Consider the following 26,411-nt stretch of genomic DNA (forward strand, 5'->3'; position numbering starts at 1 on the left):
TCCTGAATAGTCCCCATAGCACGATGAACGATTTAATCTCCGCTCCCTCACTCCGTTTTCGGGTGTTCGCTGCCGTGGCTAAGTGGGCGCTGCGGGTGCTGGCTATGGGCTGGCTGGCTCTCGGGTTGCTTTGGTGCGGATTGCATTTTCTCATTGTGCCGCGAATCGCGGAACTTCGCCCGTGGGTAGAAACGCAGGCCACGCAAGCCCTAGGGTTGCCCGTGCGCATCGGGGATATGCAGGCCCGCTCCAATGGCGTGATCCCATCTATTGAGTTACTGCGGGTCAGTGTGTTGGATCAAGAGGGGCGTGAGGCTCTCGTGCTGCCCAGTGTGCTGGCCGCACTGTCGCCCCGCTCACTGCTGGTCGGTGGGTTGGAGCAGTTGCACATCGACAGCCCATCGTTAGACATCCGGCGCTCCGCCGACGGAAGCTGGTGGATTGCCGGGCTGCCGGTAAATGGCTCGAACAACACAGACGGGCGCGTGGCCGACTGGTTGTTCTCACAGCCTGAGATTGCTTTGCTTCGTGGTCGGGTCACCTGGACGGATGAGACCCGCCCGGTGGAGTCTGTGGTGTTTGACGATGTTGACTTGGTGATTCGCAACAGTTTGCGTGGCCATGCATTGCGCCTCGATGCGACGCCGCCCGCATCCTGGGGGCAGCGCCTGAGTGCGCGCGGCATATTCAAGCAACCCTTGCTGTCACGCCACGAGGGCCAATGGCAGGACTGGGACGGCGAGGCCTTCGTCGACTTGCCCCAAGTGCATTTGGCAGAGCTGGGGCGCTATGTGGATTTGGGGGTGGCACTGACACGCGGAGAGGGCGCGATGCGGGCGTGGGTCGATGTCGTGGACGGTACACCCACAGGTGCCGTGGCCGACGTCAGCCTCCAGCAAGTGCAATTGACCACGCGCCAAGGTTTGGAGCCGCTCGAGTTGAGCGCGGTGTCGGGCCGGTTGGGTGCGAAGACGCTGGCCGGTGGCAATCAGTTCAGCACAGAGGCACTCCAGTTCGTTACCCAGGACGGCTTGCATTGGCCCGGAGGCAATGTGCAACTGCAACTGTTTGCGCAAACCCCGAGCCAAAAAGAGCGGGGTACTCTGAGTGCAGATCGCCTGGATCTTGCTGCGTTGACCCAAATCGCTGCGCGCTTACCGCTTGATGCGAGTGTTCACGACAGCTTGCTCCGCTTGAGCCCCAAGGGCGTGATGGAGACTCTCAACGCCAGTTGGAGTGGCCCGTCCACCAGCCCGACGGAGTACGCTGTCAAAGGGCGGGTCAGCCAGCTGGGTGTGCCTGCATGCCGTTGCGGCGCTGAGAGCCGCCCCGGCTTTGAGGGGCTGAATGCCACCTTCGAGTTAGACCAGTCCGGCGGCAAGGCGACCTTGGCGATGCAGCGCGGCACTGCGGATATGGTGGATTTCCTGGCAGAGCCGCTGATGACGTTTGACCAACTCGCTGGTGACCTGCAGTGGAAGCTTAACGGCAAGCGCCTGCAGCTGAGCGGCAGCGGCGTGCGCTTTTCTAATGCAGATGCCGCTGGCGAGTTGAAGTTCACTTGGAGCAGCCCGGAGGTGGGAGCTGTGACTGCACTGAACCCGGGCATTCTGGATTTGCAGGGTAGCGTAAGCCGGGCTGACGCAGCCCGCTTGCCCCGCTATTTGCCCTTGGCGATGGAGAGTGATGGACGCGACTATTTGCAAGCGGCCCTGCTGGGTGGTGCGCTGACCAGCGGAACCTTCAAGGTGAAAGGGGACTTGGCCCGCTTCCCGTTCCGCACCGCCAACCAGGGCGAGTTCAAAATTGCGGCGGCTTTTCAAAATGGCAGCTTTGCATTCGCGCCGGCGGTAGTCATGCCCAAAGATAGTTTGCCTTGGCCTGCCTTGAACCAGCTGCAGGGCGACATGGTGTTGGACAAAGATCAGCTCCAAGTCAAACTCACCCGCGGCACTCTGGGGGGCGGTGGTGTGCAGTTTTCAAAGGCGGATGTTCAGGTCAGCCGCTTGTTTGATGCATCTACCGTAGCGGTGACAGCCGAGGCCAAGGGGCCGGTCATGGATGTGGTGAGTGTGGTGAATAGCTCTCCGCTGACCGAAGCTTTGGACAAAGCACTGGCGCAAACTTCTGCCACGGGGGTGGCGGATTACAAATTCAAACTGGGCTTTCCCTTGGCGGATACCAACAAAATGGCCGTACAAGGCACCGTGGTGTTGCCGGGCAATGACCTGCAGATTCGCCCCGATACCCCCAAACTCTCCCGCCTCCGGGGCACTATTAACTTCAACCAATCAGGCTTCAGTTTGAGCGGTGCGCAAGCCCGCGCTCTGGGAGGGGATGTGCGTATTGAAGGGGGCTTGTCGGTGGCCCCGGTGTCTGGCAGCGCGGGTGCCGCCAAGCCTGTAGCGTCGCAGTTGCGCTTCAGTGGTAGCGCTACTTCAGAAGGCTTGCGTCAGGTCAAGGAACTCGGCCCCGCTGCACGCGCAGCCCAGTTCGCCAGCGGCAGCGCCAGTTACACCGCGACCCTGGGTTTTCGCTCGGGAGTGCCGGAGCTGCAAATCAACTCCAATCTGGTTGGCATGGCATTGAACCTGCCCGCACCCTTGACCAAAACTGCCGAGGCTGCGCTACCCGTACGGTTCGAATCGGCGGTGCTGCGCCCGGCCGGGCCGGCGGTGGCCACACGCCTGAAAGACCGTTTGCAACTGGATGTCGGCCGGCTGGCATCGGTCATTTTTGTGCGCGATATCTCGGGCCCGGAGCCCCATGTGCAAAGTGGAGCGATTGCCGTCGGTCTGGGCCCTGATGAGGCGGCTCCGTTGCCCGATGCCGGTGTCGTCGCCAACCTGAACATCCCGCGGTTGGACGTGGATGCGTGGACCGCAGTTGCGGACAAGCTCGGTACCGATGGAGTGGCTGACACTGCAAAAAGCCCCTCGCCGGGTGCGATGTCCGCCTCCGAGTACCTGCCCAATGTGTTGGTGCTCCGCTCCAAGGAGCTTTTGGCCTCCGGACGCCAACTCAACAACGTTGTAGTGGGTGGCGGGCGCGAAGGCCCTTTGTGGCGCGCCAACGTGGACGCGACAGAGCTGTCCGGCTATGTCGAATACCGCCAGCCCTCGGGTAGCAATGCCGGGCGTTTGTACGCGCGCTTGGCCCGGCTCTCTATTGCCCAGAGTGGTGCGCAAGATGTGGAGTCGCTTTTGGACGAGCAGCCTGCCGCGATTCCAGCGCTGGATATCGAGGTTGAAGATTTTGTGCTGCGTGGCAAAAAATTAGGCCGGATCGATGTCGAGGCGGTGAACCTCGGGAGTGCGGGTGCCCGCGAATGGCGTCTCAACCGTTTCAATATCCGTACCCCGGAAGCCGAGCTGACGGCCAGTGGCAACTGGGCCGCTATCAATGCGTCTGCCGCATCACCGGGGAGCAGTGTGCGGGATCGCCGCCGCACCGTTCTGAACTTCAAGCTCGATATCCGCGACTCGGGTGAACTGCTCAGCCGCTTGGGCATGCCCGGGGTGGTGCGCAAGGGCGAAGGCAAAGTGGAGGGCCAAGTTGCGTGGGCCGGCTCCCCGATCACGGTGGATTACCCCAGCATGAGCGGCAAATTCAATGTGAACGTGGAAACAGGCCAGTTTCTCAAAGCCGAGCCCGGTATTGCCAAACTGCTGGGCGTGCTGAGCTTGCAAAGCCTGCCGCGCCGGCTGATGCTCGATTTCCGCGATGTGTTCAGCGAAGGCTTTGCCTTTGATTATTTCCGGGGCGACATTGCGATTGAGCAAGGCGTCGCCAAGACCAATAATCTGCAGATGAAAGGCGTCAATGCCGCAGTCTTGATGGATGGCCAGGCCGACATCAGCAAAGAAACGCAAAACCTGCGGGTGGTGGTGGTGCCAGAAATCAATGCGGGCAGCGCCTCTCTGATTGCCTCGGCCATTAACCCGGTGGTCGGCTTGAGCACCTTTCTGGCCCAGCTGTTATTGCGTGGCCCATTGGTGAATGCGGCCACCCAGGAGTTTGTGGTGGATGGCACTTGGCTGGACCCCAAAGTAACCCAGGTGCCGCGCAAGCCCTGACGCACTGATACGTTTGATACGGAGTTGATCTATGAAAGTCGCAGCCATCCAGATGGTGTCTACCGGCCATGTGCAGGACAACTTGCAGATCGCCCAAGCCTTGCTGACAGAGGCCGCACGCCAAGGTGCCGAGCTGGCCGTGTTGCCGGAGTATTTTTGTTTGATCGGGCTGCGTGATTCCGACAAACTGGCGATTCAAGAGCCCTTCGGGCGCGGCCCCATCCAGGACTTTGTGGCCGGGGTAGCACGCTCGCTGGGGCTTTGGATCGTGGCCGGTACCTTGCCCTTGACGGCCAGCCAGCCCGACCATGTGTTCAACAGTTCGCTGGCCTTCAATCCGCAGGGAGAGTGTGTGGCCCGGTACGACAAGATCCACCTGTTTCGCTTCAACAACGGTGCCGAGAGTTACGACGAATCCCGGGTGCTCGAGCGGGGCAGTACGCCCACCGTCTTCAGCCTGCCGTCTCGGGATGGACACACCTGGTCGGTGGGCATGAGCGTTTGCTACGACATGCGCTTTGCCGAGCTCTACCGGGAATACGCCGCACGCGGTGTCGATTTGCTATTGGCCCCGAGTGCCTTTACCCACACCACGGGAGAGGCCCACTGGGAGGTGCTCTTGCGTGCCCGGGCGATTGAAAATTTGTCGTTCGTGGCTGCGGCCGCGCAAGGGGGTGTGCATCCGAGCGGGCGGCGCACATGGGGCCAAAGCCTGCTGATCGATCCGTGGGGCAAGGTGCTCGCAGAGCAAGCCGAAGGCCCGGGCGTTGTGCTCGCGGAACTGGACTATCGTCAGCTCCAGCATTGCCGTGCCCAGTTGCCGGCACTGCAGCACCGGATTTTGGGATGATTGCTATTAAATTAGTAGCAAGCTGCGCAATCGGTATCTGGGCTAGTCCTCTTTTTTGTCATTATTCTCTTCGGGCGGCAATTCACCGTTCTTGCGCCCGTGAAACATGGTCCACCAGATGATGCCTATGAATATCAGGCCAGCGCCTAGCGCTTCGAGGAGTAGCAAAGTCATGCGTCGTTGTTTGGGGTGGTCTGTATCAGCTCTGATTGTAGGAATTCTGGCCGCGTGCGGTAGCGCGCCGCCGGTGGTGCGCGCACCGGTCGAGCCAGTACGCACCGTGGTGCCGGCAGCGCCGGGCCCTGCGCCTGCGGTCGGCCCGGTAGTGACCCAATCGCGCAGCCGTTGGGTGCCGGTTCCGTGGGACAGCCTTCCCGGTTGGGGTGCTGACAACCTGTTTGAGGCGTGGAACGCGTGGTTAAAGAGCTGCGAGAGGCCTCAGCCGCCCATGTCTGCCTTGTGTGCAGAAGTGCGCCGCTTGAGTATTGGAAGTCCTCAAGAGCAAATGGAGTGGATGCAAACCCGCCTCCAGCCGCACCGTGTGGAGACATTGCAAGGTGAGCCCACAGGGCTGTTGACCGGCTATTACGAGCCGATATTGGATGCCAGTCGTCAACCAGCACCCGGCTTTTCAGTGCCGCTGTACCAGCTGCCCGCCGGAATGACGCCCCGCAAACCGTGGTTCACCCGCCAGGAAATGGAGACCTTGCCGGAAGCGCAGGCAGCCCTGCGTGGCAAGGCGATCGCGTACCTGGCGGATCCGGTGGATGCGTTGGTGCTCCAGATTCAGGGTTCCGGGCGGGTACGGATTACCCAGCCTGACGGCAGCATGCGCTGGGTTCGCCTGGCCTACGCGGGTACCAATGAGCAGCCCTACCGCAGCGTAGGCCGTTGGCTCTTGGATCAAGGCTTGATCAAAGACGCCTCATGGCCCGGCATCAAAGCCTGGCTGGCGCAAAACCCGCAGCGGCAGCAGGAGCTCTTGTGGTCGAACCCGCGGGTGGTTTTTTTCAAGGAAGAGCCACTCGGTGAGCTGGACGCCGCCTTCGGGCCCAAAGGCGCCCAAGGCGTTGCTTTGACGCCCGGGCGCTCCATCGCCGTGGACCCCGGCAGCATCCCTTATGGCGCTCCGGTCTGGTTGACTTCGACGGGAAATCAAACAAATTTGCAAAAATTGGTACTTGCACAAGATACCGGGAGCGCGATTGTCGGTGCGGTGCGTGCCGACTACTTTGCCGGCTGGGGGCCGGACGCGGCAGAGCTAGCTGGTCGCATGCGACAACCATTGCAAATGTGGATTTTGTGGCCCAAATAGCGTAGAAACCGTTAGTATGGATACATTCAATCTGTGAGATTTGGAAATTAAGGACGGACTTATGAGCAAAGAGATGCGCGACATTGATGAGCGGACCAATCTGGCCGCCAACAGCATGTTCGAACTGCTGCTGTTCCGATTGGGCGAGGCCCCCGGCACCCAGCGCCGCGAATTGTTCGGCATCAATGTGTTCAAGGTTCGAGAAATTCTGGTGATGCCCGAAATCACCGCCATGGTGAATTCACCGCCCGCCGTGATGGGCGTGGCCAACATCCGGGGCCAAATGATCACCGTGATCAACTTGCCGCAAGTGGTGGGTTGTACGCCGACCAAGGGGCTGGGCATTTTGCTGGTGACAGAGTTCGCCCGCACGACACAAGCCTTTGCGGTCGAAGAGGTCAACGAAATCGTGCGCTTGGAGTGGAAGCAAGTCCTGTCTGCCGAAAACACCGGCGGTGGCTTGGTGACCAGTATTGCGCGCCTGGATGGCAATGCCGAAAACACCCGCTTGGCCCAAGTGCTGGATGTCGAGCAGATCCTCCGTGACGTGATGCCTCAGGAAGTCAAGGAAGAAGTGCCAAGCACAGCCCCTAAGCTGCGCTTGGAGCCGGGTCAGATCATCTTGGCCGCTGACGATTCTGCTGTGGCACGCATGATGATCGAGAAGGGCCTCAAAGGCATGGATGTCCCTTACATCATGACCAAAACCGGCAAAGAAGCGTGGGAAAAACTGCAATCGCTCAACGCCCAAGCTACGGATGAAGGCAAGTCCATCAAAGACAAAGTGGCCTTGGTGTTAACCGATCTCGAAATGCCCGAAATGGACGGCTTCACTTTGACCCGCAATATCAAGCAAGATGGCCGGTTCAGCAGCCTCCCGGTGATCATTCACTCTTCGCTAACCGGCGCTACTAACGAGAGCCATGTGAAGAGCGTGGGGGCGGATGCCTACATCGCCAAGTTCGTGGAAGAAGAACTGGCCGCCACTATCCGCGAAGTGCTGCACCGCTAAGGGCAGCGCCACCCGGCGGCCGGAGGTGGCCGCCGCGGGCTATCAGCGCAAGCTCACCCTGAGCTGAACCTCTGTCCGGGCCACGCCACTTTGCATCTGCGTGCCACGCAGGCTCTGCTGATTGTTCTGCAGGTTTTGCTCGGTCTCTGCCACTGTCATCCACTCGCCCAAGGGCAGCAGCATGCTGCTGCCGGTGCTGGACTGTGCCGGTGGGGCATTTACTGCCCCGGCTTGGGGAAACAGGGGGCGCAGTGCTTGCTGGGTATCGAGTTCCACCTCGACCACCTCGCCGCCCTCCCAGCGCGGTAGCGCGCTAAAGCCCGTGCCCGCCTCGATCAGCACGGTCCCTTGGGTGGTCACGATTTGCCCGTTGCGCACAAAGCTTTGCAGCAAGCGCAATGGCGTTTGTGTTTGCACTGCGATGCGTGCAGGCCGGCCATTCAGAATGAGGATTTGTTGCACCACCGTGCCGCTGCTCCGGCCTTGCGCAAGGCCGCCTGTGACCCTGCCGCCTTGTACGTCTAAGCCCGCCTGCTGGCCATCTTCGGATTGCACCTGCCGCACTTCGATGAGCAGATTGCGCAAGGGCAGTGGAGTTACGTTTGCTCCTGAATTGATAGCTGCTTGCGCATGCGCAGCGGGCGCCAGGTGCCAAAACAGTGCCAAAGTCAGCCAATCTCTGCGGTTCATGGGCGTCCTTTCATGGTGGCGCCTGTGGGCGGCGCTTGCAACTGACTCAAGGGCAGCGCACTGCTGGCCTTGACCTCGCCCAGCGAGAAGCTGGTATGCAGGTCCTTCACGTTAGGCAGGTTGATCAGCACTTCGCGTGCGAACTGGCTGAAGCTGTTCAGGTCACGGCTGACCACCTGCAGCTCAAAGGTACCGGTGCCGCTGATGTAGTGGCAGCTGATGACCTCCGGGATCCGCCGTATCGCCTCTTCGAGCTCTTGCAGCACATCACCGCTGTTGCGGTTGGCGTCCAGGCGCACAAAGGCCAGTACCCCCAGCCCGATTTTTTGGCGGTTGATTTCCGCCCGGTAGCCGGTGATGAAGCCGCTGTCCTCCAGCGCCTTCACCCGCCGCCAGCACGGCGCCGCGCTCAGGCCCACGCGGGTGGCGAGTTCGGCGTTGCTGAGACGCCCATCGTTTTGCAGCTCGCTCAGGATGGCCAGGTCATAACGGTCAAGTGTTTCCATAAAGCGCATTATGGAGAAAGAATCGTTCTTTAAGAGGTGGTTTTTAGGCAAAGAACGCAAACACCTATCTGAGTTGCGGGCATACACTTTGCCGAACAAAAACACGGAGACAAGCACCATGAATGCACCCCTCAACCGGGACCTGCCCGCGCACATCCGCACGGCGCTGGATTCGGTCACTCTCGACGACAAATACGCCCTCGACCACGGCCGCGCTTTCATGAGCGGCGTGCAGGCGCTGGTCAAGCTGCCGATGCTGCAGCGCGTGCGCGACCAGCGCGCCGGCAAGAACACGGCGGGCTTTATCAGTGGTTACCGCGGCTCGCCCTTGGGCACCTATGACCAGTCGCTGGTCAAGGCAGAAAAATACTTGGAGGCCCACCACATCAAGTTCCAGCCGGGGGTGAATGAGGAGCTGGCCGCCACCGCCCTGTGGGGCACGCAGCAACTGGGCTTTGCACCACCCGGCACTAACAAATACGACGGCGTGTTCGGCATCTGGTACGGCAAGGGCCCCGGTGTGGACCGCTGCTCCGACGTGTTCAAGCACGCCAACATGGCCGGCACCACGCCCTGGGGCGGTGTGATCGCCGTGGCGGGGGATGACCACATTTCCAAAAGCTCGACCGCCGCCCACCAGAGTGACCACATCTTCAAGGCCTGCGGATTCCCGGTGTTCTTCCCGGCCAATGTGCAGGAGATTCTGGACCTCGGTTTGCATGCGTTTGCCATGAGCCGTTTTTCCGGCGTGTGGGCGGGCATGAAGACGATCCAGGAAATTGTGGAGTCTAGCGCCACCGTCACCATCGACCCCGAGCGCGTCCTCACCCGCATGCCGGCCGACTTTGAGTTGCCACCCGGCGGCCTGCATATCCGCTGGCCCGACCATGCGCTGGACCAGGAAGCCCGCCTGTTTGATTACAAGTGGTATGCCGCGCTGGCCTACATCCGCGCCAACCGGCTGAACCACAACGTGATTGAAGGTCCGCACGACCGCTTCGGCATCATCTCCAGCGGCAAGGCCTACAACGACACCCGCCAGGCGCTGCTCGACCTGGGGCTGGACGACGACACCTGCCGCCGCATCGGCATCCGCTTGCACAAAGTGGGTGTGGTGTGGCCGCTAGAGGCGCAACTGACCCGCGAATTCGCCACCGGCTTGCAAGAGATTCTGGTGGTGGAAGAAAAGCGCCAGGTCATCGAATACCAACTCAAGGAAGAGCTGTACAACTGGCGCGCTGACGTGCGCCCCACGGTGCTGGGCAAGTTCAACGAGGTGGAAACGCCCGACCACTACGGCGCCGGCGGCGAGTGGTCCATGCCCAACCCGAGTGCCAATACTTTGCTGCGCGCGAATGCGGATTTGTCGCCAGCCATCATCGCCCGCGCGATCGCCCAGCGCATCAAGAAGCTGGGGCTGGATGCCGACACCAGCGCCCGCATCGATGCCCAGATGGCGATTCTGGAAGCCAAAGAGCGGGCTATGCACGTCATTGAACTGGGTAACTCCGGTGCAGCGGCTGCGGTTCGCCAGCCCTGGTTCTGCTCAGGCTGCCCGCACAACACCAGTACACGAGTGCCAGAGGGTTCACGCGCCATGGCCGGCATTGGCTGCCACTTCATGACCATCTGGATGGACCGCAGCACCGATGGCTTTACCCAAATGGGCGGCGAGGGCGTGCCATGGGTCGGGCAGCAACCGTTCACTAACGACAAACACATCTTCGCCAACTTGGGCGACGGAACATACTTCCACAGCGGCTTGCTGGCGATTCGCCAGAGCATTGCGGCGGGCGTCAACATCACCTACAAAATCCTCTACAACGATGCGGTGGCCATGACCGGCGGCCAGCAGGTGGGTGAGCGGCCGGAAGGGCACTCGGTGGTGCAGATAGCCCAGAGCATGCGTGCGGAAGGCGCTATCAAAATCATAGTGGTGACAGACGAGCCTGAAAAATACGATGCGGTCGAGGGGCTGCCCGAGGGTATTGCCATCGAGCACCGCGACGAGCTGGACCGCATTCAGCGCGAGTTCCGCGAAATCAAAGGTACCACCGTCATCATTTACGACCAGACCTGCGCTACCGAAAAGCGCCGCCGCCGCAAGCGCGGCACCATGGTGGACCCCGCCAAGCGCGTGGTCATCAACGAGTTGGTGTGCGAAGGCTGTGGCGATTGCGGTGTGCAAAGCAACTGCATGAGCGTGGAGCCGCTGGAGACCCCCTTCGGGCGTAAACGCCAGATCAACCAGAGCACCTGCAACAAAGACATCTCTTGCGTCAAAGGCTTTTGCCCCAGCTTTGTGACGGTGGAAGGTGGAAGCCTGAAAAAACCAGTGAAGTTGCAAACCGATGCCAGCGGCTGGCCGGCGCTGCCGGACCCTCAGCTTCCCGACCTCGCAAGGGTGCAAGGCGGCGTGTGGGGAACCATCGTGGCCGGCGTGGGCGGCACAGGCGTGATCACCATCGGGCAACTGCTCGGCGTGGCAGCCCACCTGGAGGGCAAAGGTATCGTCACCCAGGACGCCGGTGGCTTGGCGCAAAAGGGCGGCGCGACTTGGAGCCATGTGTTGATTGGCGCGTCCCAGGACGCGATCCGCACCACACGGGTCGGTACGGCGTCAGCAGATTTGGTGCTTGGTTGTGACCCGGTCGTGGTGGCGGGCAAAGAAACGCTCATCCGCATGCGCCCCGGCCGCACCCATGTGGCGCTCAACGCCAACACGGTGCCGACCGCCGGCTTTGTGCGCAACGCCGATTGGGCCAACCCCGGCGACCAGTGCGTCGCCGACATCACCCGCACGGTGGGTGAGGCGCATGTGGGCTTGTTCGATGCGGATGCCGCCTCTACCAAATTGTTGGGAGACAGCATTTACACCAACCCCATGATGCTGGGCTATGCGTGGCAAAAGGGCTGGATTCCCTTGGGGCTGGCATCGCTGATGCGCGCCATCGAGCTGAATGCAGTGGCGGTGGGCAACAACAAGGCTGCTTTTGAGTGGGGCCGCCGTGCTGCGGTGGATTGGCCTGCTGTGCAGCGGGCCATGTCGCCGGGGCAGGTACTGGCATTTGTTCCCCGCAGCAAAGAAACGTTGGATGAACTCATCCAGCGGCGCAGCGAGTTTTTAACGGCTTATCAAAATGCAGCGTACGCAGGTCGTTATGTCGACTTTGTTACCCGGGTGCGCGCAGCAGAGTCCGGCATCGAGGGGGGCAAGCTGGCCTTGACGGAAGCGGTTGCGCGCTATTTGTTCAAGCTGATGGCCTACAAAGACGAGTACGAGGTCGCCCGGCTGCACACCGATACCGCATTTCACCGCAAGATCAGCGGGATGTTTGAGGGAGATTTCAAGCTCGCCTACCACTTGGCACCCCCGATCTGGTCGCGTAAAAACGAGCAGGGCGAGGCCTTGAAGTCCCGGTTTGGCGCCTGGATGGGCTGGGGCTTCCGTCTTTTGGCACCCATGAAAGTGCTCCGGGGTACCGCACTGGATGTCTTCGGATACACCGATGAACGCCGTGAGGAGCGGGCGCTGATTGGCGAATACCGCGCAGCCATCGAAGGAATGTTGCCTGCCTTGAGCGCGTCCAACCGGGACGCCGCGCTGGCGTTCGCCCGTGTGCCCGAGCACATCCGCGGCTATGGCCATGTCAAGGCCCGTCACTTGAAGGCTGCCCGGACCCAATGGGTTGATTTGTTGGCCCGCTACCACGCAAGCCCCGCGACCCAACAGGCCCGAGCCGCCTAGGGCCTTGCCCACCCATCATGGGCGGGCCTTTTCCCCCGCTTACAATGATCGGTTGACTGGTTATCAGCCGGTCGGTTCGCGTGCGGCTGTGCCGCGGGTGGAAAACTATTTGTTCTGATCCCTTTTGTGGAGTTTGCCTGTGTTCATTTCTTCTGCTTTTGCCCAAACTGCTCCTGCTGCCGCTGGCGGTGACATGCAATCCTCTTTGATGAGCATGCTGCCTTTGGTGCTGATGTTTGTGGTGCTGTACTTCGTAATGATCCGCCCCCAAATGAAAAAGCAGAAAGAGCACCGCGCCATGATCGACGCCTTGGCCAAGGGCGATGAAGTGGTAACTGCTGGTGGCGTACTGGGCAAGGTTAGCAAGATGGGTGACAGCTATGTCGGCCTCGAAGTGGCCAGCGGCGTGGAAATCCAAGTGCAGCGCAGCGCGGTAGTGCAAGTGTTGCCCAAAGGCTCCATCAAGTAAGCGGCCGTTTTAACTGTTAGCGAAGCGCGATCATGAACCGTTATCCGGTGTGGAAGTACGCGATCATTCTGGTCGCGCTAGTGGTCAGTGGCTTGTATGCCCTGCCCAATCTGTTTGGCGAAGCACCGGCAGTGCAGGTTTCAACGGCCAAGTCGTCGGTGAAGGTCGATGCCGCCACACTGGCCAAGGTAGAGCAGGCGCTGAAGAGCGCCGGCTTGACCCCCGATGCGGTGGCCTTGGATGGTGCGTCCGTCAAGGCGCGCTTTGCTGACACGGACACGCAGCTCAAGGCCAAAGATGCGGTTCAAAAAGCGATCAACCCTGACAGTGCGGACCCCTCCTACATCGTTGCGCTGAATTTACTGTCACGTTCGCCGGCCTGGCTGACGTCCTTGCGCGCATCGCCGATGTACTTGGGATTGGATTTGCGCGGTGGTGTGCACTTCATGTTGCAGGTCGACATGCAGGCAGCGCTCACCAAACGGGCAGAGTCGCTGTCCGGCGACATTCGTACCATCTTGCGTGAAAAGAACGTGCGCCACAGCGGTATTGCCCGTAACGGCCAAGCCATTGAGATTCGGTTCCGGGGCGCGGCTACCGCTCAGGCAGCCCAGCGCATCATTCAGGATCAGTTCACCGATCTGGATGCGGTGTCTGCCGCTGATGGGCAGGACGTCAAACTGGTCGCCACAATTAAACAGGTCTCCGGAAAAACCATCCAAGACCAAGCGCTCAAGCAAAACATCACCACCTTGCACAACCGGATCAATGAGCTGGGTGTTGCAGAACCGGTGATTCAGCAGCAAGGCCTGGACCGTATCGTGGTGCAGTTGCCTGGCGTGCAGGACACGGCCAAGGCCAAAGACATCCTCGGACGCACCGCAACACTGGAAGTGCGCCTGGTCGATGAAGGTTCCGAAGCCCGTGCGGCAGAAACCGGAACCGGTCCTGTTCCCTTTGGCTCCGAACGTTACCTGGATCGCGAAGGCATCCCGGTCATCGTAAAGAAGCAAGTGATTCTGACGGGCGAGAACCTGACAGACGCGCAACCCGGATTTGATGGCCAGACCCAAGAGCCCACCGTGAATTTGTCACTGGATGCCAAGGGCGCCCGCATCTTCCGTGATGTGACCCGCGAGAACATCAACAAGCGCATGGCGATTTTGCTGTTTGAAAAAGGCAAAGGCGAAGTCGTGACCGCACCGGTGATTCGCGCCGAAATCGGTGGCGGGCGTGTTCAGATTTCCGGCCGAATGACCACCGTCGAAGCGGCAGACACTGCGCTGCTGTTGCGTGCCGGATCTTTAGCGGCTCCGATGGAGATCATCGAGGAGCGCACGATCGGGCCGAGCTTGGGTGCCGAGAATATTGCCAAGGGTTTCCTGAGCGTGACCTGGGGCTTTGTGGCGGTTGCCATTTTCATGTGCGGCTACTACATGCTGTTCGGCGTGATTTCCAGCCTGGCGCTGGCCTTCAACCTTTTGTTGTTAGTGGCGGTGCTCTCCATGCTGCAAGCGACTTTGACATTGCCAGGCATGGCCGCGATGGCGCTGGTTCTGGGTATGGCGATCGATGCTAACGTGTTGATCAATGAACGTGTTCGGGAAGAGCTGCGCAATGGTGCATCTCCCCAAGCCGCGATTCACGCCGGTTATGACCGCGCATGGGCAACCATCATCGACTCGAACGTAACCACTCTGATTGCAGGTTTGGCATTGTTGGCGTTCGGCTCCGGCCCTGTGCGAGGTTTCGCGGTCGTGCACTGCTTGGGGATTTTGACCAGCATGTTCTCCGGCGTGTTCTTCTCGCGTGGTTTGGTGAACTTGTGGTACGGTCGTCAGAAGAAGCTGAAAACGGTTTCTATTGGGACCGTGTGGCGTCCGGATAGCGGCACCGAAGTCACAACCCCTTAAGGAAAAGTCATGGAATTTTTTAAAATCCGCCGTGACATTCCGTTCATGCGGAATGCTTTGGTTTTCAACGTCATTTCGTTCGTCACTTTTTTGGCGGCCGTATTTTTTCTGTTTTCCCGTGGTCTGCACCTGTCAGTAGAGTTCACCGGCGGGACCTTGATGGAGGTGAGCTACTCCCAGCCCGCCGACCTTAACAAGATCCGTAGCACGGTGGATGGACTTGGTATCAGCGATGTCCAGGTGCAGAACTTCGGCACTGCGCAAGATGTTTTGATCCGCATGCCGGTTCAAAAAGGGACCACTTCCAGTCAGCAAAGTGAGAAGGTTTTAACGGCCCTCAAGGCGGCCGACGCTAGCGCCACCATGCGCCGCACGGAGTTTGTGGGACCTCAGGTCGGCGATGAACTGGCCGCAGATGGCTTGAAAGCGCTTGCGTTCGTGGTGGTCGGCATCATGATTTACTTGGCCATCCGCTTTGAGTGGAAGTTTGCCGTCGCAGCCATCATCGCCAACTTGCATGATGTGATCATCATTCTCGGTTTCTTCGCCTTTTTCCAGTGGGAGTTCTCACTCCCGGTACTGGCAGCGGTTTTGGCCGTCTTGGGTTATTCGGTAAACGAGTCGGTTGTGATTTTTGACCGGATTCGTGAGAATTTCAGGCGCTACCGCAAGATGAACACGGAGCAAATCATTGACAATGCGATTACCTCCACAATCAGTCGAACCATCATCACCCATGGCTCGACCCAGTTGATGGTGTTGTCGATGTTGATTTTCGGCGGTGCCACGCTTCATTACTTTGCGTTGGCGCTCACGATCGGCATTTTGTTTGGTATTTATTCGTCTGTGTTTGTGGCTGCTTCCATCTCTATGTGGTTAGGTATCCAGCGGGAAGATTTGGTAAAGGGCGGGCCCAAAAAGGATCTCGATCCAAACGACCCGAACGCAGGGGCGGCAGTTTAGTAAAAGGACTCTCCCAACATGGCTACCGGCCAGGCGCTTTCGCCTCGATTGCAACTCGCTCGCGCACTGCGGGAGCGGTTTTTCGCGGAATCTTGCAAAGCCTTGTTGGAAATCGGCGCAGCAGTTCAGGACCGGCTCACAGAGCTCGTCGACGAGCCTAGCAACGCCCGTGATTCGCAAACTCGTCGTGACATCTGGATGGCTTACAAGCAAAGCCGTCCCTTGTGGGTCGAGGGCACACAAAAGTCTTGGCGAGAATGTCTGTCTCCTTCTGAAGTAAAGAAGACGACGGAAGTCCGTTCCGTCAACCTGGAGCTTGTGGGCACCGAGGTCGTCGAAAACAAAATCCTCGCGTCGCGGATGGTGTTGTCCGTGAACGAAAAGGTCTTGCCGCAGCTTGAGGACTTGCGCGTGCGGATCAAATACCTTGAGGGCCTGGACGATCTGGACGGGAAAGACCTTTTCCGCCCGGAGGTGCTGGTCCTCTTGTTGGTGGAGCAATGGTCTGTTTCAGGAATGCCGGGTGACTCTTGGCCGATGGTGACAGAAGTTGTCCAGCGCTTATTGATTGAGCGACTGATTACTGCCTACAAAAATGCGAACGATGTCCTGATCAGCAAGGGCGTATTGCCCACGATCGAGTTGAAAGACCGGGTCAAGTCACCTGTCAAAGGACCCAACCAACGCCCGCCCAATTCAGGCGCACCTGTATCTGGTGGTGCTGAGTTAAGCGGAGCAGGGTATGAAAATGGTGACCCCTACCAAGCGGGACTTGGTGGTCCGCGCGGCGCTCAAGGCACGGGTGCACCCGCATCGGCTGGAGATAGAGCCTCTTATGGCGGGGGGTATGCCGGTGGCGCTACTGCTTCGGGCTCTGAGACCCGGGATGCCCGCCTTTTCAGTGGCCGTTTGGGTTGGGGCGGGGCTGCAGCCGACTCATCAAGCGCAGGTGCAGCGTTAGCTTCGGGTGCGCAAGGCGTAGGCACTTCGACACCTACGCCGTTCTGGCGACAGTCCACCACCATCAGCGCATCGGGCAACGCATACGCCGCGACTGAAGAGACACGCATGCTGACAGCAACCACGCCGCTCGCGCGGGCGCGGAGTCGTGCACAAGGGGTCATCGGACAAATTCGCAGACTGTTTGTGAGTCATGCGGGTGGCGATTTTGGTGGCGCTGAGCACCAGCCACCATCGCCCGCCTTGGCTGCTGCCATGGCCTATCGTCCTGGCGTGGCGGGAGACTATGCGCCTGGTGGCACGCAATTTGAAGACTACAGCCCTGCAGGGGTTGCACGTGTCGCAGGTGATTTGCGTCAGAAAACCCAGGAGCTCAAAAAGAAAGCGGAAACCAAAGGGGAAAAAGCCACGATTGAAATCGTCGCCCTCATGTTTCAGGCGATTCTGGCCGAAGAGCGCATCCCCACGGGCATACGCGTTTGGTTTGCGCGTCTGCAAATGCCTGTGTTGCGGGTCGCTTTGGAGGATGCGGATTTTTTCGGCACCGCTACGCATCCCGCCCGGATGTTGATAGACCGGATGGGTTCCTGTGTCATGGGTTTTGACGCGGTGGGAGTACATGGCAGCGCGATGGAAGCGGAGATCAAGCGGATCGTGCAAGTCATTGAGCAGTATCCCGAAACCGGCAAGAAGGTTTATCAGATCGTTTTTGACGAGTTCCAAAAATTCCTTGCCAAGTTTTTGACTGAAAAGGGACCTGCCCAAAAGGTCGTGGGAGTCGCACAGCAGGTCGAGCAAAAAGAGACGCTCGCGATTCAATACACCATTGAAATGCGCAACATGTTGAAAGACATGCCGGTGCGGGATGAGATCCGTGAGTTTTTGTTCAAAGTCTGGTCAGAGGTGTTGGCCGTTGCGGCCGTTCGCAAAGGCCCACAGCATGCAGACACGCTGATTTTGAAAAAAACTGCGACGGATTTGGTGTGGGCTGCGAGTGCTAAGCCGGACCGCAACGACAGGGCTCGTGTCATCCAGGACTTGCCGAATCTTTTGCTGCGTATGCGCTCCGGTATGACCTTGCTAGCCATGGCTCCGTCTGAGCAAGAGGCGAATGTGAAGCGAATCAGCGATACGCTCGCCGACGCCTTTTTGTCGAAAACCCAGGCGATCCCGCAGGCTCAAATTGATGCGATGGCGCAGCGCCTTGGGCATCTTGAGGACTTTGTCTCCGAGGATGGCATGGGCGATTTGCCGCTGGATGCCGAAAGCATCGAGATGATGCTTGGCATCGATGCCTCAGCGATTGAGGTGGTGGTGAATGGAGGCTCCAAGCCTACCGCTGCCATGCTGGCTTGGGCACATGAGCTGCAGATCGGTAGCTGGTACACCCTGGACCACAACCATCAGATCATCCAGGTTCAGTTCGCTTGGCGCAGCGACAAAAAGCACCTCAATTTGTTCGCCTCCACCGCCGGTAAGAGCTTCTTGATCCAAGGCGGACGGTTGGCTGCTTACTTGCAGGCAGGTCTTTTGTTGCCTCAAGAAGAGGAGGCGCTGACGGTCCGCGCCACCCGTGATGCATTAGCGAAACTGGAAGCCAATCCGGAGCGATTACTCGCCTGATTTTTCAGTAGGCCGCTCAGTGAATCGTGCGTGTCTCGTGCGTCTCGCACAGCTCATCGAGTGCGAGGGCATCCGGCTCCTGGCCGAAGCTCCAAAATACCATCAGGATGATGATCTTCAATTCATCCAATGATACGGGGCCATCTTGCACCGCCATTGCGCGTTCCAACACCACTTCGCGGATATGGGCGGGTGTGATCCCCGCATGATCCAAAAAGTGAAGGTAGCCAATGCATTCGGACCTTAAATGGTTCTGCTCTCGTGGAGAGTAGATCCGCATGCTGTCGGTCGTCGGTAAATGAAAGCCCGCGGCAGGCAAGACGGTCGGAATCGCGGCTACTGCCGGTTTGGCAAAACGAGCGGCGTTGCCAAGACCCGTGAGCCAATCCAGTGCGTCAGCGATTTCTTCGGGGTCGAACCCCACACCGCTGAGTTTGCGTTGCAGATGCGCCGGTTCCGGGCAGCTGTCTTCCGCATAAAAGTTTTCGTACACAAAGGCGAGGACTTCAAACATGGAAGCCAATATATCGCACAAAAAACCGACTTCCCAAGGCGGCCAGAACTGCCCCCTATTTCCTCGGATTGAACCGTTAGAAGTGTTTTTCAGGCCCGTCCGAGCTGCTGGAACTTGCCGCCCGGCAAGCGGGCAACCCAGCCGGCGAGCTCGAGACCCATCAGCAGCGCTTGTAAAGTGGGGGTGTCTATCCCGCTGCGTTGCTGCAGGCTATCGAGCGTGGTCGGCTCAAAGCCCAGGGCGTTGAGTAAACCTGTCTCCAGCGACGAAAGTCCATCCAATGCAGCGTCACTTTGCCCGCTATTGGAAGTCCCGGCAGGTGTGGAGAAATCGCGGAAGCCGGAGGCGATTGGGAGTTCATCCAGAATGTCTTGAGCAGACTCAACCAATTTGGCGCCTTGCTTGATCAGCGCATGGCAACCCCGTGCTTGTGTGGAATGGATAGAGCCAGGAATCGCGAACACGTCTTTGCCCTGTTCCACGGCTAAGCGGGCCGTGATCAGGGAGCCCGACTTTAAAGCGGCTTCCACAACCAAAGTGGCCTTGCACAAGCCCGAGATAATGCGGTTGCGCTTGGGAAAGTTTGCTGAGAGCGGTGCGGACCCCAGGGGGTACTCGCTGAGGAGAACCCCGTTTTCTGCGATACGGTGGGCAAGCTCAAAATGTGCTCTGGGGTATACACGGTCTAACCCGGTCCCCACAACGGCCACGGTACCCCAGGCTGGCCCTGCATAGCCTTCAAGCGCGCCCTCGTGGGCAGCGCCATCAATCCCCAGCGCAAGTCCGGAAACGACGGTGATGCCCGATTGCCCCAGTGACTCCGAAAACTGCCGCGCATTCTGTACGCCCTGGGGCGTTGGGTTCCGGCTACCCACCACGGCCACGCCAGTCCGGGCGCATTCCTGAAAGCCTTCTACGAGCTTGTCTACACGCCCCAACGCGTAAAGCATGAGCGGAGGATCCTCGGTGTCCAACAAGGCCTGCGGGTAGGCGCTATCACCCAGTGTGATGATGCGCCGCTGGTTCGGGGCTTGGCTCAGCCACTCTTCCGTGCGCAAGACAAGGGCCTCCAAGCCTTCCGGCACGAGGCACAGCGAACCCGCTTGGCGAACCGTGACGCAAGCACGCAGCTCTGACTCACTGGCTTCAAAGATTGCTTGCGGCAGACCGAAGTGTTGCAAGAGACTTCGCGCGGTGACATCACCCACGCCATCCGTGAGCCCCAAGCGCAGCCATGCGCGCAGTTCAATCGACTCCACAGTCCCTGCCTTGCCGCGGATCAGCGGGGGTTGATCAGGCGGTCGCCGATCCGAACGGAGTCACTGATCTCCAGAATCAGCGCATACGACACCCGTTCGTAAGAACTGAACACCATCAAGATGCCATTGCGTTCATCGGGCAACTTCATCAGAGGACGGGACGGGTCGGATCGATCCACCACCCGCGCGCCATCCTTTTGGATGGCCAACACATGGCCGGACTCAATGCCATCACGTTTGCCCAAGCTGATCGCAACCACTTGATTCTGGGACGCGTTCACAATCGACGTGCTTCCATAGACCGACACAATGCGGCCGTTGACGCGCGCTTCCGGGGCCCGCGGCGTGTAGCTGGCGAACTGCTTGGGTGGTTCGGGAATCAGCCGATCACCCACCCGCATCTCTTCTTTGGCAGACACGATATCGATGGTGGCTGGTACTACCGCGCTCTGCACCTTTCCATCGGAGCCGTTGATCTCGGACGTGCTTTCACTCCGCGCGAGGACCGCCTTCCCGACGTACTGCGCCTCATACGCCAGCACCTCGCCAGTGCCGGGATCTTTGAGAGGCTTGGCATTGCGGAACACGCGGAACAGTTGTTCCTTGTTTTGGTTGTCCAGCAGGGGCGTCTCGGTGCCGCGGGCGTAGGCCCGGTCGCCACGTCCCAGCAGCACCCGCTCTTCTTGCGTCGCCACAATACGGGCTGCGCCCTCCAGGCCTGCCTCATCAACGATCATCGGCTCTGCCAAAAACGCCTCAATCACACTGGTGCGGAGTGTGGGGAGCGCAAAGTCGGGCAAATTCTCAGAGCGGGTGCGTGGGCTGAGCCGCACAGTGTCCGGTGCACTGTTCGCTGTGCCGACGGCATTGGCGAGCCTCAATGTGGCAACGCCGTTGTTCCGCTCCAGCAGCAAAATCTGGCCCGGGTAGATGCGATGAGGGTTCTTGATGTCCTCAAGGTTCATACCCCAGAGCTCCGGCCAACGCCAAGGGCTCTTCAAAAAGAGGGTCGAGATGCCCCATAGCGTGTCGCCGCTTTTGATGGTGTAACGATCCGGCGCGTTGGCGGCCAATTCGCTCAAGGGAACACCCTTTTGCGCGACTGCAGCGGCGGTCTGGCGCTGTTCGCTGGTAATCGGGAAACTTTGCGCCCCTACGCTTGCGCTTGTCAGCGCCCCAGCCAGAGCAGCTACAGCGGCCAAGGCCAAGCGGGATTTCGCCATCAGGTGTGTCGTCATAGGGTGCAAATCAGGGTCTAAACTTGATAATTTACGCGCGATTTTGCGCTCAAGCCCTTGATTCAGCAACGATTTTGGGCTGCCCGTAATGCAAGCAAGCGTAAAAGTGGCGAAAATACCCACATCTCCAAGGCAGCATTCATGGCTCTACTTCCCATCCTTTGTTTTCCCGATCCCCGTTTGCACACGGTGGCCCAACCCGTAAGCGCCGTCGATGACCGCATCCGCGCACTGACCCGCGACATGCTCGAAACCATGTACGACGCCAGTGGCATCGGCCTGGCTGCCAGCCAGATCGATGTCCATGAACGTGTCATCGTGATTGATGTGTCGGAAGACCGCGACCAACCCATGGTGTTGATCAACCCCGAATTGGTCTGGACCAGCCCGGAAACCCACCTGAATGAAGAGGGCTGCCTCTCCGTGCCGGGTATTTACGATGGCGTGACGCGGTTTAACGCGGTCCACTGCAAGGCCTTGGACGCGGACGGCAAAAGCCGGGTGATCGAAGCAGACGGTTTGCTGGCAGTTTGCATCCAGCACGAAATGGATCACCTGATGGGCAAAGTGTTCGTAGAGTATCTGTCGCCGCTCAAGCGCAACCGGATCAAAACCAAGATGCTCAAGGCCAAGCGCGAGGAAGCGCGCTAAGTGCCGGCAGCGTTCACGCCGCTTCGGGTCATATTTGCAGGCACCCCTGAATTCGCCCGGCTCGCTTTGGCAGAGCTCCATACGGCCGGCCACACCATCGCGCTGGTGTTGAGCCAGCCTGACCGGCCTGCGGGTCGGGGCATGAAGTTGCAGGCCTCGGCGGTCAAGCAATATGCGGTGGAACACCAAATCCCTGTAGTCCAACCACGCAGCTTGCGCTTGGACGGTAAGTATCCGGACGATGCCGGTTTGGCCCGCACGGCGATTGCCGACGCGCAAGCGGATGTCATGGTGGTGGCTGCCTATGGGCTGATATTGCCCCAGTGGGTGCTTGACGACATGGCCGCCCCCCATGCCGATGGACGGCCCCGCTATGGCTGCCTGAATATCCACGGCTCCTTGCTCCCGCGTTGGCGAGGGGCTGCGCCTATCCACCGGGCGATCGAGTCCGGCGATAGCCAAACAGGCGTCACCATCATGCAAATGGATGTGGGCTTGGACACCGGCGACATGTTGCTCAAAGAATCGCTCCCGATTGCCGATAGCGACACCACCTCGACCTTGCACGACAAGGTCGCCACGCTAGGCGCGCGCATGGTGGTGCAAGCCTTGGCCGATGTTGCGCAGGGCGTTTTGCAGCCAGTGGTTCAGCCTGCTGAAGGTGTGACTTACGCCCACAAAATCGACAAAGACGAAGCGCCTATCCGGTGGGCCGACGACGCTGCTGCCATCGTGCGGCGCATTCGGGCCTTCAACCCATTTCCCGGTGCGAGCACCGTGTTGGAGGGTGAGGTGATCAAGGTTTGGGCTGCGCAAGCCCATGCGACGGAAACAGCGGCGCCTTCTGGGCAAATTGTCGCTGTAGCGCCCGAGGGTATTGCGGTGGCTGCTATGAATTCTGTAGTGCTGTTGACGGAGTTGCAGCGCCCCGGGGGCAAGCGCCTTCCGGTGGCTGACTTTTTGCGCGGCATGCCCTTGCAGGTCGGCCAGCGCTTCGATGTGCCACCGCTGTAAGGGCTGGCTTATCCATGTTTTTTCTGCGGGAAAACTACCGCCACCCTGAGTTTCGCAAAGGCTTTCGCGACATGGCCGGTGTGGCACCCGGCATTGCCGCGTGGGGCCTGATGACGGGCGTGGCCATGGTGAAGTCTGGATTGAGCGTCAGCGAAGCCTTGTTGATGGCGCTCACCGTGTTTGCCGGCAGCTCGCAACTCGCGGCCATGCCGCTCATTCAAGCCGGTGCGCCGGTCTGGGTGATTTTGGCGACCGGCTTCTGTGTGAATTTGCGTTTCGTAGTGTTCAGTGCGCATTTGCGGCCGTACCTGATGCACCTGCCGCGTTGGCAACGACTCGTCACCGGCTACTTGTCTGCCGATTTGACCTATGTGCTGTTCACCCAGCGCTACCCGACGCCTGGCGAGGGGGAGGCAGCCCGGCGCGCCCAAATGGCGTATCTCGCGGGCAACGGCGGTATCAATTGGGCCAGCTGGGTGAGCAGCAGCGTGGTCGGGGTGGTGCTGGCTAATTTTGTTCCCACGGCGTGGGGCTTGGGGTTTGCGGGCATCTTGGCACTGGTCGGCATGTTGGCCTCGTTGGCCAGCAGCCGCATGCGTTGGGTGTCGGCCGGCGTTGCCGGTTCGGCTGCGGTGGCGGCTTTCGCTTTGCCCCTCAAACTCAATATTCTGGTGGCGATTGCTGCTGCGGTGGCGGTTTGCCTGTTGCTGGAGTCACGGCTCGCACCCCTTAAGCCGGAGGAGGCTGCGGGATGAGTCTCTTTGAAAGCACCGATGTGTGGACCCTGCTGACCATCGTCGGGCTGGCCTGCGTGACCGTGGTTGCGCGGTCTTTCTTTTTCATCTTCGACAGGCACTGGGAGATGCCGACATGGGCGCAGCGCGGCTTGCAATATGCGCCCATCGCCGCATTGGCAGCCGTTATCGTGCCGGAGATCGTGATGGTTCAGGGCCAGATAATTCACACGCTCAAAGACGCGCGCCTGTATGCGGTCGCCGCGGGTTTGGCGTATTTTTTCTGGCGGCGTGGTCGGGGGCAGGCCGTGCTGGGCACCATCATGTCCGGCATGGCGGTGTATCTGCCACTGCATATCGGCTGGGGCTGGTAAGCGCTGCACCGTACCGGGTAGGGAACCCGCACACCGGTAGTGCGCTTCTACAATGCGCGCAGCGACAGCGCTGCGCGGCTGCCGAACCGGTTTTTCAATTAACTATCCCGAGGTTTTTTCATGCAAGTGATCCGCTTTTCTGATCTGGTCGCCCAAGGCCAGGTGGCCGGCAAACGTGTTTTCATCCGTGCCGATTTGAATGTGCCTCAAGACGATGCCGGTCACATCACCGAAGACACCCGCATCCGCGCCAGCATTCCGTGCATCGAGATGGCGCTGAATGCCGGAGCCGCCGTGATGGTGACCAGCCACTTGGGGCGCCCCACTGAGGGCGAGTTCAAGCCCGAAGACTCTTTGGCGCCTGTGGCCAAGCGCATGGGCGAGCTGATGGGCCGCGAGATTCTGGTGTTGGCCAATTGGACCGACGGCGTGACGGTTGCGCCCGGTCAGCTGGTGATGCTGGAAAACTGCCGCGTCAACAAAGGTGAGAAAAAGAACAACGAAGAACTCGCCAAGAAAATGGCCGCTCTGTGCGACATCTTTGTGCACGACGCGTTTGGTACAGCCCACCGCGCGGAAGCTTCTACTTACGGTATCGCCCAATTCGCGCCGGTGGCGTGTGCAGGCCCCTTGCTGGCCGCGGAAATGGATGCAATCAGCAAAGCCCTGCTGGCGCCCAAGCGCCCGCTGGTGGCCATCGTGGCCGGTTCCAAAGTGTCCACCAAGCTCACCATTTTGAAGAGCTTGGCCGACAACGTGGATCAGTTGATTGTGGGCGGCGGTATTGCGAATACCTTCATGCTGGCGGCCGGCTTGAAAATCGGCAAGAGCTTGGCTGAGCCCGATTTGTTGGCAGAGGCCACAGCAGTGATCGAGGCCATGAAAGCGCGCGGTGCCGCAGTGCCTATCCCGACGGACGTGGTCACTGCCAAAACCTTTGCGGCTGATGCGCCTGCCACCATCAAGGCGGCGACCGACGTGGCGGATGACGACCTGATTCTGGATATCGGCCCGCAGACGGCCCAGGCGTTGGCAGAGCAACTCAAGAAGGCCGGCACCATTGTGTGGAACGGCCCGGTGGGTGTGTTTGAATTCCCAGCTTTTGAGAACGGCACCAAGGTGATTGCCCACGCCATTGCGGAGAGTAGTGCCTTCAGCATTGCCGGCGGTGGCGACACGCTGGCAGCAATTGCCAAATACGGCATCGAAAAACAAGTGGGTTACATCTCTACCGGTGGCGGTGCGTTCCTCGAAGTGCTGGAAGGCAAAACCCTGCCGGCATTCGAGATTTTGGGCAAGCGCGCAGCGGGTTGATTTGCTATTATTTTAATAGCTAGGGGCGCACGCTCTATGTGCGCTAAGGGCACTTCCGGCATTCAGCTGGCAGTGCCTTTTTTTATGGGCGTGTTCGCGCTCAGGTTGCCGGCTGGGTTGCGCCGTCGAGCTGCAGGGCACGGATCTGCCCGGTCCCCGCTTTTTTGGCGTGTTGGAGTTGCTCGCTGGCGGCCTGCAAAAACGCTTCCCAAGTCACAGGCGCGGCCTGCAAGCGGGTCACCAGTCCCAGGCTGATCGTGACCTGTCGCCCTGCGGACTGATCCGGCTTGAGCCCCACGAGCTCGCGCACACGTTGCTCCATATGGTTCGCAAGCTTGCGCGCGTGTGCTGGCGAGGTGTCTGGCAAGAGGCAGGCGAATTCTTCTCCCGCAAAACGGGCTACTACGTCGGCCGGGCGGCGCAATACCTCTTTGAGCGCTAACGCAATCGTGCGCAAACAGTCATCGCCGGCTTGATGCCCGTAGCGGGTGTTGTAGGCCTCGAAGTGGTCCACGTCCACCAGAATCAAGGAGAGTGATCGGCCGCTGCGGGTCGAGCGCGCCCACTCCGAGGCGAGCTGTTGATCAAAATAGCGGCGATTGAACACCCCTGACAAGCCGTCGAGCAGTACCAGTTTCTTCAGCATGTCTGCCTGGAACTTGAGTGTGAGCTGGGTGTGCACCCGGGCCTTGACCACTGCCGGGTTGATCGGCTTGGCAATAAAGTCCACTGCGCCCAAGCTCAGGCCGTGGGTTTCCTGGCCGGGGTCTGAGCGGGCGGTCACAAAAATGATGGGGAGCGCAGCCGTCTGCGGGTCGGCTTTCAGGGCTTTACACACGGTGAAGCCATCCATGCCCGGCATCAACACATCCAGCAGCACCAGGTCGGGCGGGTCGCTGCGGCACAGCGCCAAGGCCTGCTCACCGCTGGTCGCCATATAGACCTGGTAATCCGCAGAAAGTGTGTGCATCAGCAACTGCAGGTGTACGGGCTGGTCATCGACCACCAGAAGCTTGGGCTTGCCGTGGGTGCTGTCCAGCAAGGCGGCAGTGTGTGAGGCAGCGGCATTCATGGTGCGGGCGATGAACTAATAAGCGGAAAAGCTGGTAATTCCACCATGACCCGTAACTCGCCAGCCCCCGTAGATACCCGCCACTGCGCGATCTTGTCCCTTGCATGTAACCAAGG

At 59.8% G+C, this 26,411-nt stretch carries 21 protein-coding genes; 14 read left to right on the forward strand and 7 right to left on the reverse strand.

All coding sequences use genetic code 11. The annotated features are described in order from the left end of the window. The first annotated feature begins 23 nt into the window (after positions 1–23). A complete protein-coding gene (locus RAE19_RS10375) occupies positions 24–4,076 on the forward strand; it encodes a YhdP family protein (protein ID WP_313874810.1) in 4,053 nt (1,350 codons plus the stop codon). 31 nt (positions 4,077–4,107) lie between these two features. Further along, the gene (locus RAE19_RS10380; RefSeq protein ID WP_313874811.1) at positions 4,108–4,926 is read left to right on the forward strand and encodes a carbon-nitrogen hydrolase family protein; all 819 of its coding nucleotides are present in this window, start codon (positions 4,108–4,110) and stop codon (positions 4,924–4,926) included. A 42-nt stretch (positions 4,927–4,968) separates the two neighbouring features. Here the strand turns inward: RAE19_RS10380 and RAE19_RS10385 are convergent, their stop codons facing one another. Beyond that, entirely contained in the window at positions 4,969–5,100 is a 132-nt protein-coding gene (locus tag RAE19_RS10385; RefSeq protein WP_313874812.1) for a hypothetical protein, read from the reverse strand. Between RAE19_RS10385 and mltA the strand changes: the two genes are divergently transcribed. Beyond that, complete coding sequence (mltA, locus tag RAE19_RS10390; protein ID WP_430962527.1) at positions 5,045–6,241, forward strand: murein transglycosylase A; 1,197 nt, start codon at positions 5,045–5,047, stop codon at positions 6,239–6,241. The genes RAE19_RS10385 and mltA overlap by 56 nt on opposite strands. Positions 6,242–6,302: 61 nt before the next feature. Continuing rightward, positions 6,303–7,253 carry a chemotaxis protein gene (locus tag RAE19_RS10395; RefSeq protein WP_313874814.1) on the forward strand — a complete coding sequence of 317 codons (951 nt, stop codon included), beginning with the start codon at positions 6,303–6,305 and terminating at the stop codon, positions 7,251–7,253. A 42-nt stretch (positions 7,254–7,295) separates the two neighbouring features. On the opposite strand, the gene RAE19_RS10400 is transcribed toward RAE19_RS10395, so the two are convergent. Then, positions 7,296–7,943 (reverse strand): hypothetical protein, encoded by a 648-nt coding sequence (locus tag RAE19_RS10400; RefSeq protein WP_313874815.1) that lies wholly within the window; start codon positions 7,941–7,943, stop codon positions 7,296–7,298. After that, a complete protein-coding gene (locus RAE19_RS10405; RefSeq protein ID WP_313874816.1) occupies positions 7,940–8,449 on the reverse strand; it encodes an Lrp/AsnC family transcriptional regulator in 510 nt (169 codons plus the stop codon). The genes RAE19_RS10400 and RAE19_RS10405 overlap by 4 nt, the downstream gene beginning before the upstream one ends. A gap of 118 nt (positions 8,450–8,567) precedes the next feature. On the opposite strand from RAE19_RS10405, the gene RAE19_RS10410 reads away from it, so the two are divergent. The 5 genes from RAE19_RS10410 (at position 8,568) to RAE19_RS10430 (ending at position 18,125) form a co-directional block, all read left to right on the forward strand. Further along, complete coding sequence (locus RAE19_RS10410; protein WP_313874817.1) at positions 8,568–12,197, forward strand: indolepyruvate ferredoxin oxidoreductase family protein; 3,630 nt, start codon at positions 8,568–8,570, stop codon at positions 12,195–12,197. 139 nt (positions 12,198–12,336) lie between these two features. Then, positions 12,337–12,666: a preprotein translocase subunit YajC gene (gene yajC / locus RAE19_RS10415; protein ID WP_313874818.1), complete on the forward strand. Its 330-nt coding sequence runs from the start codon at positions 12,337–12,339 to the stop codon at positions 12,664–12,666. A 32-nt stretch (positions 12,667–12,698) separates the two neighbouring features. Further along, complete coding sequence (gene secD, locus RAE19_RS10420) at positions 12,699–14,579, forward strand: protein translocase subunit SecD (protein ID WP_313874819.1); 1,881 nt, start codon at positions 12,699–12,701, stop codon at positions 14,577–14,579. Between the two features lie 9 nt (positions 14,580–14,588). Next, a complete protein-coding gene (gene secF, locus RAE19_RS10425) occupies positions 14,589–15,542 on the forward strand; it encodes a protein translocase subunit SecF (RefSeq protein ID WP_313874820.1) in 954 nt (317 codons plus the stop codon). 18 nt (positions 15,543–15,560) lie between these two features. Next, complete coding sequence (locus tag RAE19_RS10430) at positions 15,561–18,125, forward strand: DUF1631 family protein (RefSeq protein ID WP_313874821.1); 2,565 nt, start codon at positions 15,561–15,563, stop codon at positions 18,123–18,125. 16 nt (positions 18,126–18,141) lie between these two features. On the opposite strand, the gene RAE19_RS10435 is transcribed toward RAE19_RS10430, so the two are convergent. From RAE19_RS10435 to RAE19_RS10445, 3 genes are all read right to left on the reverse strand, one after another. After that, on the reverse strand, positions 18,142–18,639 hold the full coding sequence (locus RAE19_RS10435) for a DUF494 family protein (protein WP_313874822.1): 498 nt from the start codon (positions 18,637–18,639) through the stop codon (positions 18,142–18,144). An 89-nt stretch (positions 18,640–18,728) separates the two neighbouring features. Then, positions 18,729–19,898, reverse strand: coding sequence for a DNA-processing protein DprA (gene dprA / locus RAE19_RS10440; protein ID WP_313874823.1), 1,170 nt, complete (start codon positions 19,896–19,898; stop codon positions 18,729–18,731). 20 nt (positions 19,899–19,918) lie between these two features. Then, complete coding sequence (locus RAE19_RS10445) at positions 19,919–21,136, reverse strand: LysM peptidoglycan-binding domain-containing protein (RefSeq protein WP_313874824.1); 1,218 nt, start codon at positions 21,134–21,136, stop codon at positions 19,919–19,921. Between the two features lie 141 nt (positions 21,137–21,277). On the opposite strand from RAE19_RS10445, the gene def reads away from it, so the two are divergent. From def to RAE19_RS10470, 5 genes are all read left to right on the forward strand, one after another. Continuing rightward, positions 21,278–21,787 carry a peptide deformylase gene (gene def / locus RAE19_RS10450; RefSeq protein WP_313874825.1) on the forward strand — a complete coding sequence of 170 codons (510 nt, stop codon included), beginning with the start codon at positions 21,278–21,280 and terminating at the stop codon, positions 21,785–21,787. Continuing rightward, on the forward strand, positions 21,788–22,801 hold the full coding sequence (fmt, locus tag RAE19_RS10455; RefSeq protein ID WP_313874826.1) for a methionyl-tRNA formyltransferase: 1,014 nt from the start codon (positions 21,788–21,790) through the stop codon (positions 22,799–22,801). It begins immediately after the preceding gene. A 14-nt stretch (positions 22,802–22,815) separates the two neighbouring features. Further along, on the forward strand, positions 22,816–23,556 hold the full coding sequence (locus tag RAE19_RS10460) for an AzlC family ABC transporter permease (RefSeq protein ID WP_313874827.1): 741 nt from the start codon (positions 22,816–22,818) through the stop codon (positions 23,554–23,556). Then, on the forward strand, positions 23,553–23,909 hold the full coding sequence (locus tag RAE19_RS10465) for an AzlD domain-containing protein (RefSeq protein ID WP_313874828.1): 357 nt from the start codon (positions 23,553–23,555) through the stop codon (positions 23,907–23,909). The genes RAE19_RS10460 and RAE19_RS10465 overlap by 4 nt, the downstream gene beginning before the upstream one ends. Positions 23,910–24,029: 120 nt before the next feature. Further along, entirely contained in the window at positions 24,030–25,223 is a 1,194-nt protein-coding gene (locus RAE19_RS10470; protein ID WP_313874829.1) for a phosphoglycerate kinase, read from the forward strand. Positions 25,224–25,323: 100 nt separating this feature from the next. Here the strand turns inward: RAE19_RS10470 and RAE19_RS10475 are convergent, their stop codons facing one another. Next, positions 25,324–26,295, reverse strand: coding sequence for a diguanylate cyclase domain-containing protein (locus tag RAE19_RS10475; RefSeq protein ID WP_313874830.1), 972 nt, complete (start codon positions 26,293–26,295; stop codon positions 25,324–25,326). Between the last annotated feature and the right edge of the window lie 116 nt (positions 26,296–26,411).

The organism is Rhodoferax potami, from assembly GCF_032193805.1.
GTDB classification, from domain to species: Bacteria; Pseudomonadota; Gammaproteobacteria; order Burkholderiales; family Burkholderiaceae_C; genus Allorhodoferax; species Allorhodoferax potami_A.

Coding starts and splice junctions, on each gene's coding strand:
- RAE19_RS10400 (WP_313874815.1), bottom strand. CDS start 7,943: ATGAACCGCAGAGATTGGCTGACTTTGGCACTGTTTTGGCACCTGGCG.
- RAE19_RS10385 (WP_313874812.1), bottom strand. CDS start 5,100: ATGACTTTGCTACTCCTCGAAGCGCTAGGCGCTGGCCTGATATTCATA.
- RAE19_RS10410 (WP_313874817.1), top strand. CDS start 8,568: ATGAATGCACCCCTCAACCGGGACCTGCCCGCGCACATCCGCACGGCG.
- RAE19_RS10435 (WP_313874822.1), bottom strand. CDS start 18,639: ATGTTTGAAGTCCTCGCCTTTGTGTACGAAAACTTTTATGCGGAAGAC.
- RAE19_RS10460 (WP_313874827.1), top strand. CDS start 22,816: ATGTTTTTTCTGCGGGAAAACTACCGCCACCCTGAGTTTCGCAAAGGC.
- RAE19_RS10395 (WP_313874814.1), top strand. CDS start 6,303: ATGAGCAAAGAGATGCGCGACATTGATGAGCGGACCAATCTGGCCGCC.
- RAE19_RS10465 (WP_313874828.1), top strand. CDS start 23,553: ATGAGTCTCTTTGAAAGCACCGATGTGTGGACCCTGCTGACCATCGTC.
- secD (WP_313874819.1), top strand. CDS start 12,699: ATGAACCGTTATCCGGTGTGGAAGTACGCGATCATTCTGGTCGCGCTA.
- secF (WP_313874820.1), top strand. CDS start 14,589: ATGGAATTTTTTAAAATCCGCCGTGACATTCCGTTCATGCGGAATGCT.
- RAE19_RS10405 (WP_313874816.1), bottom strand. CDS start 8,449: ATGGAAACACTTGACCGTTATGACCTGGCCATCCTGAGCGAGCTGCAA.
- RAE19_RS10445 (WP_313874824.1), bottom strand. CDS start 21,136: ATGACGACACACCTGATGGCGAAATCCCGCTTGGCCTTGGCCGCTGTA.
- RAE19_RS10475 (WP_313874830.1), bottom strand. CDS start 26,295: ATGAATGCCGCTGCCTCACACACTGCCGCCTTGCTGGACAGCACCCAC.
- def (WP_313874825.1), top strand. CDS start 21,278: ATGGCTCTACTTCCCATCCTTTGTTTTCCCGATCCCCGTTTGCACACG.
- RAE19_RS10380 (WP_313874811.1), top strand. CDS start 4,108: ATGAAAGTCGCAGCCATCCAGATGGTGTCTACCGGCCATGTGCAGGAC.
- mltA (WP_430962527.1), top strand. CDS start 5,045: ATGATGCCTATGAATATCAGGCCAGCGCCTAGCGCTTCGAGGAGTAGC.
- RAE19_RS10375 (WP_313874810.1), top strand. CDS start 24: ATGAACGATTTAATCTCCGCTCCCTCACTCCGTTTTCGGGTGTTCGCT.
- RAE19_RS10430 (WP_313874821.1), top strand. CDS start 15,561: ATGGCTACCGGCCAGGCGCTTTCGCCTCGATTGCAACTCGCTCGCGCA.
- RAE19_RS10470 (WP_313874829.1), top strand. CDS start 24,030: ATGCAAGTGATCCGCTTTTCTGATCTGGTCGCCCAAGGCCAGGTGGCC.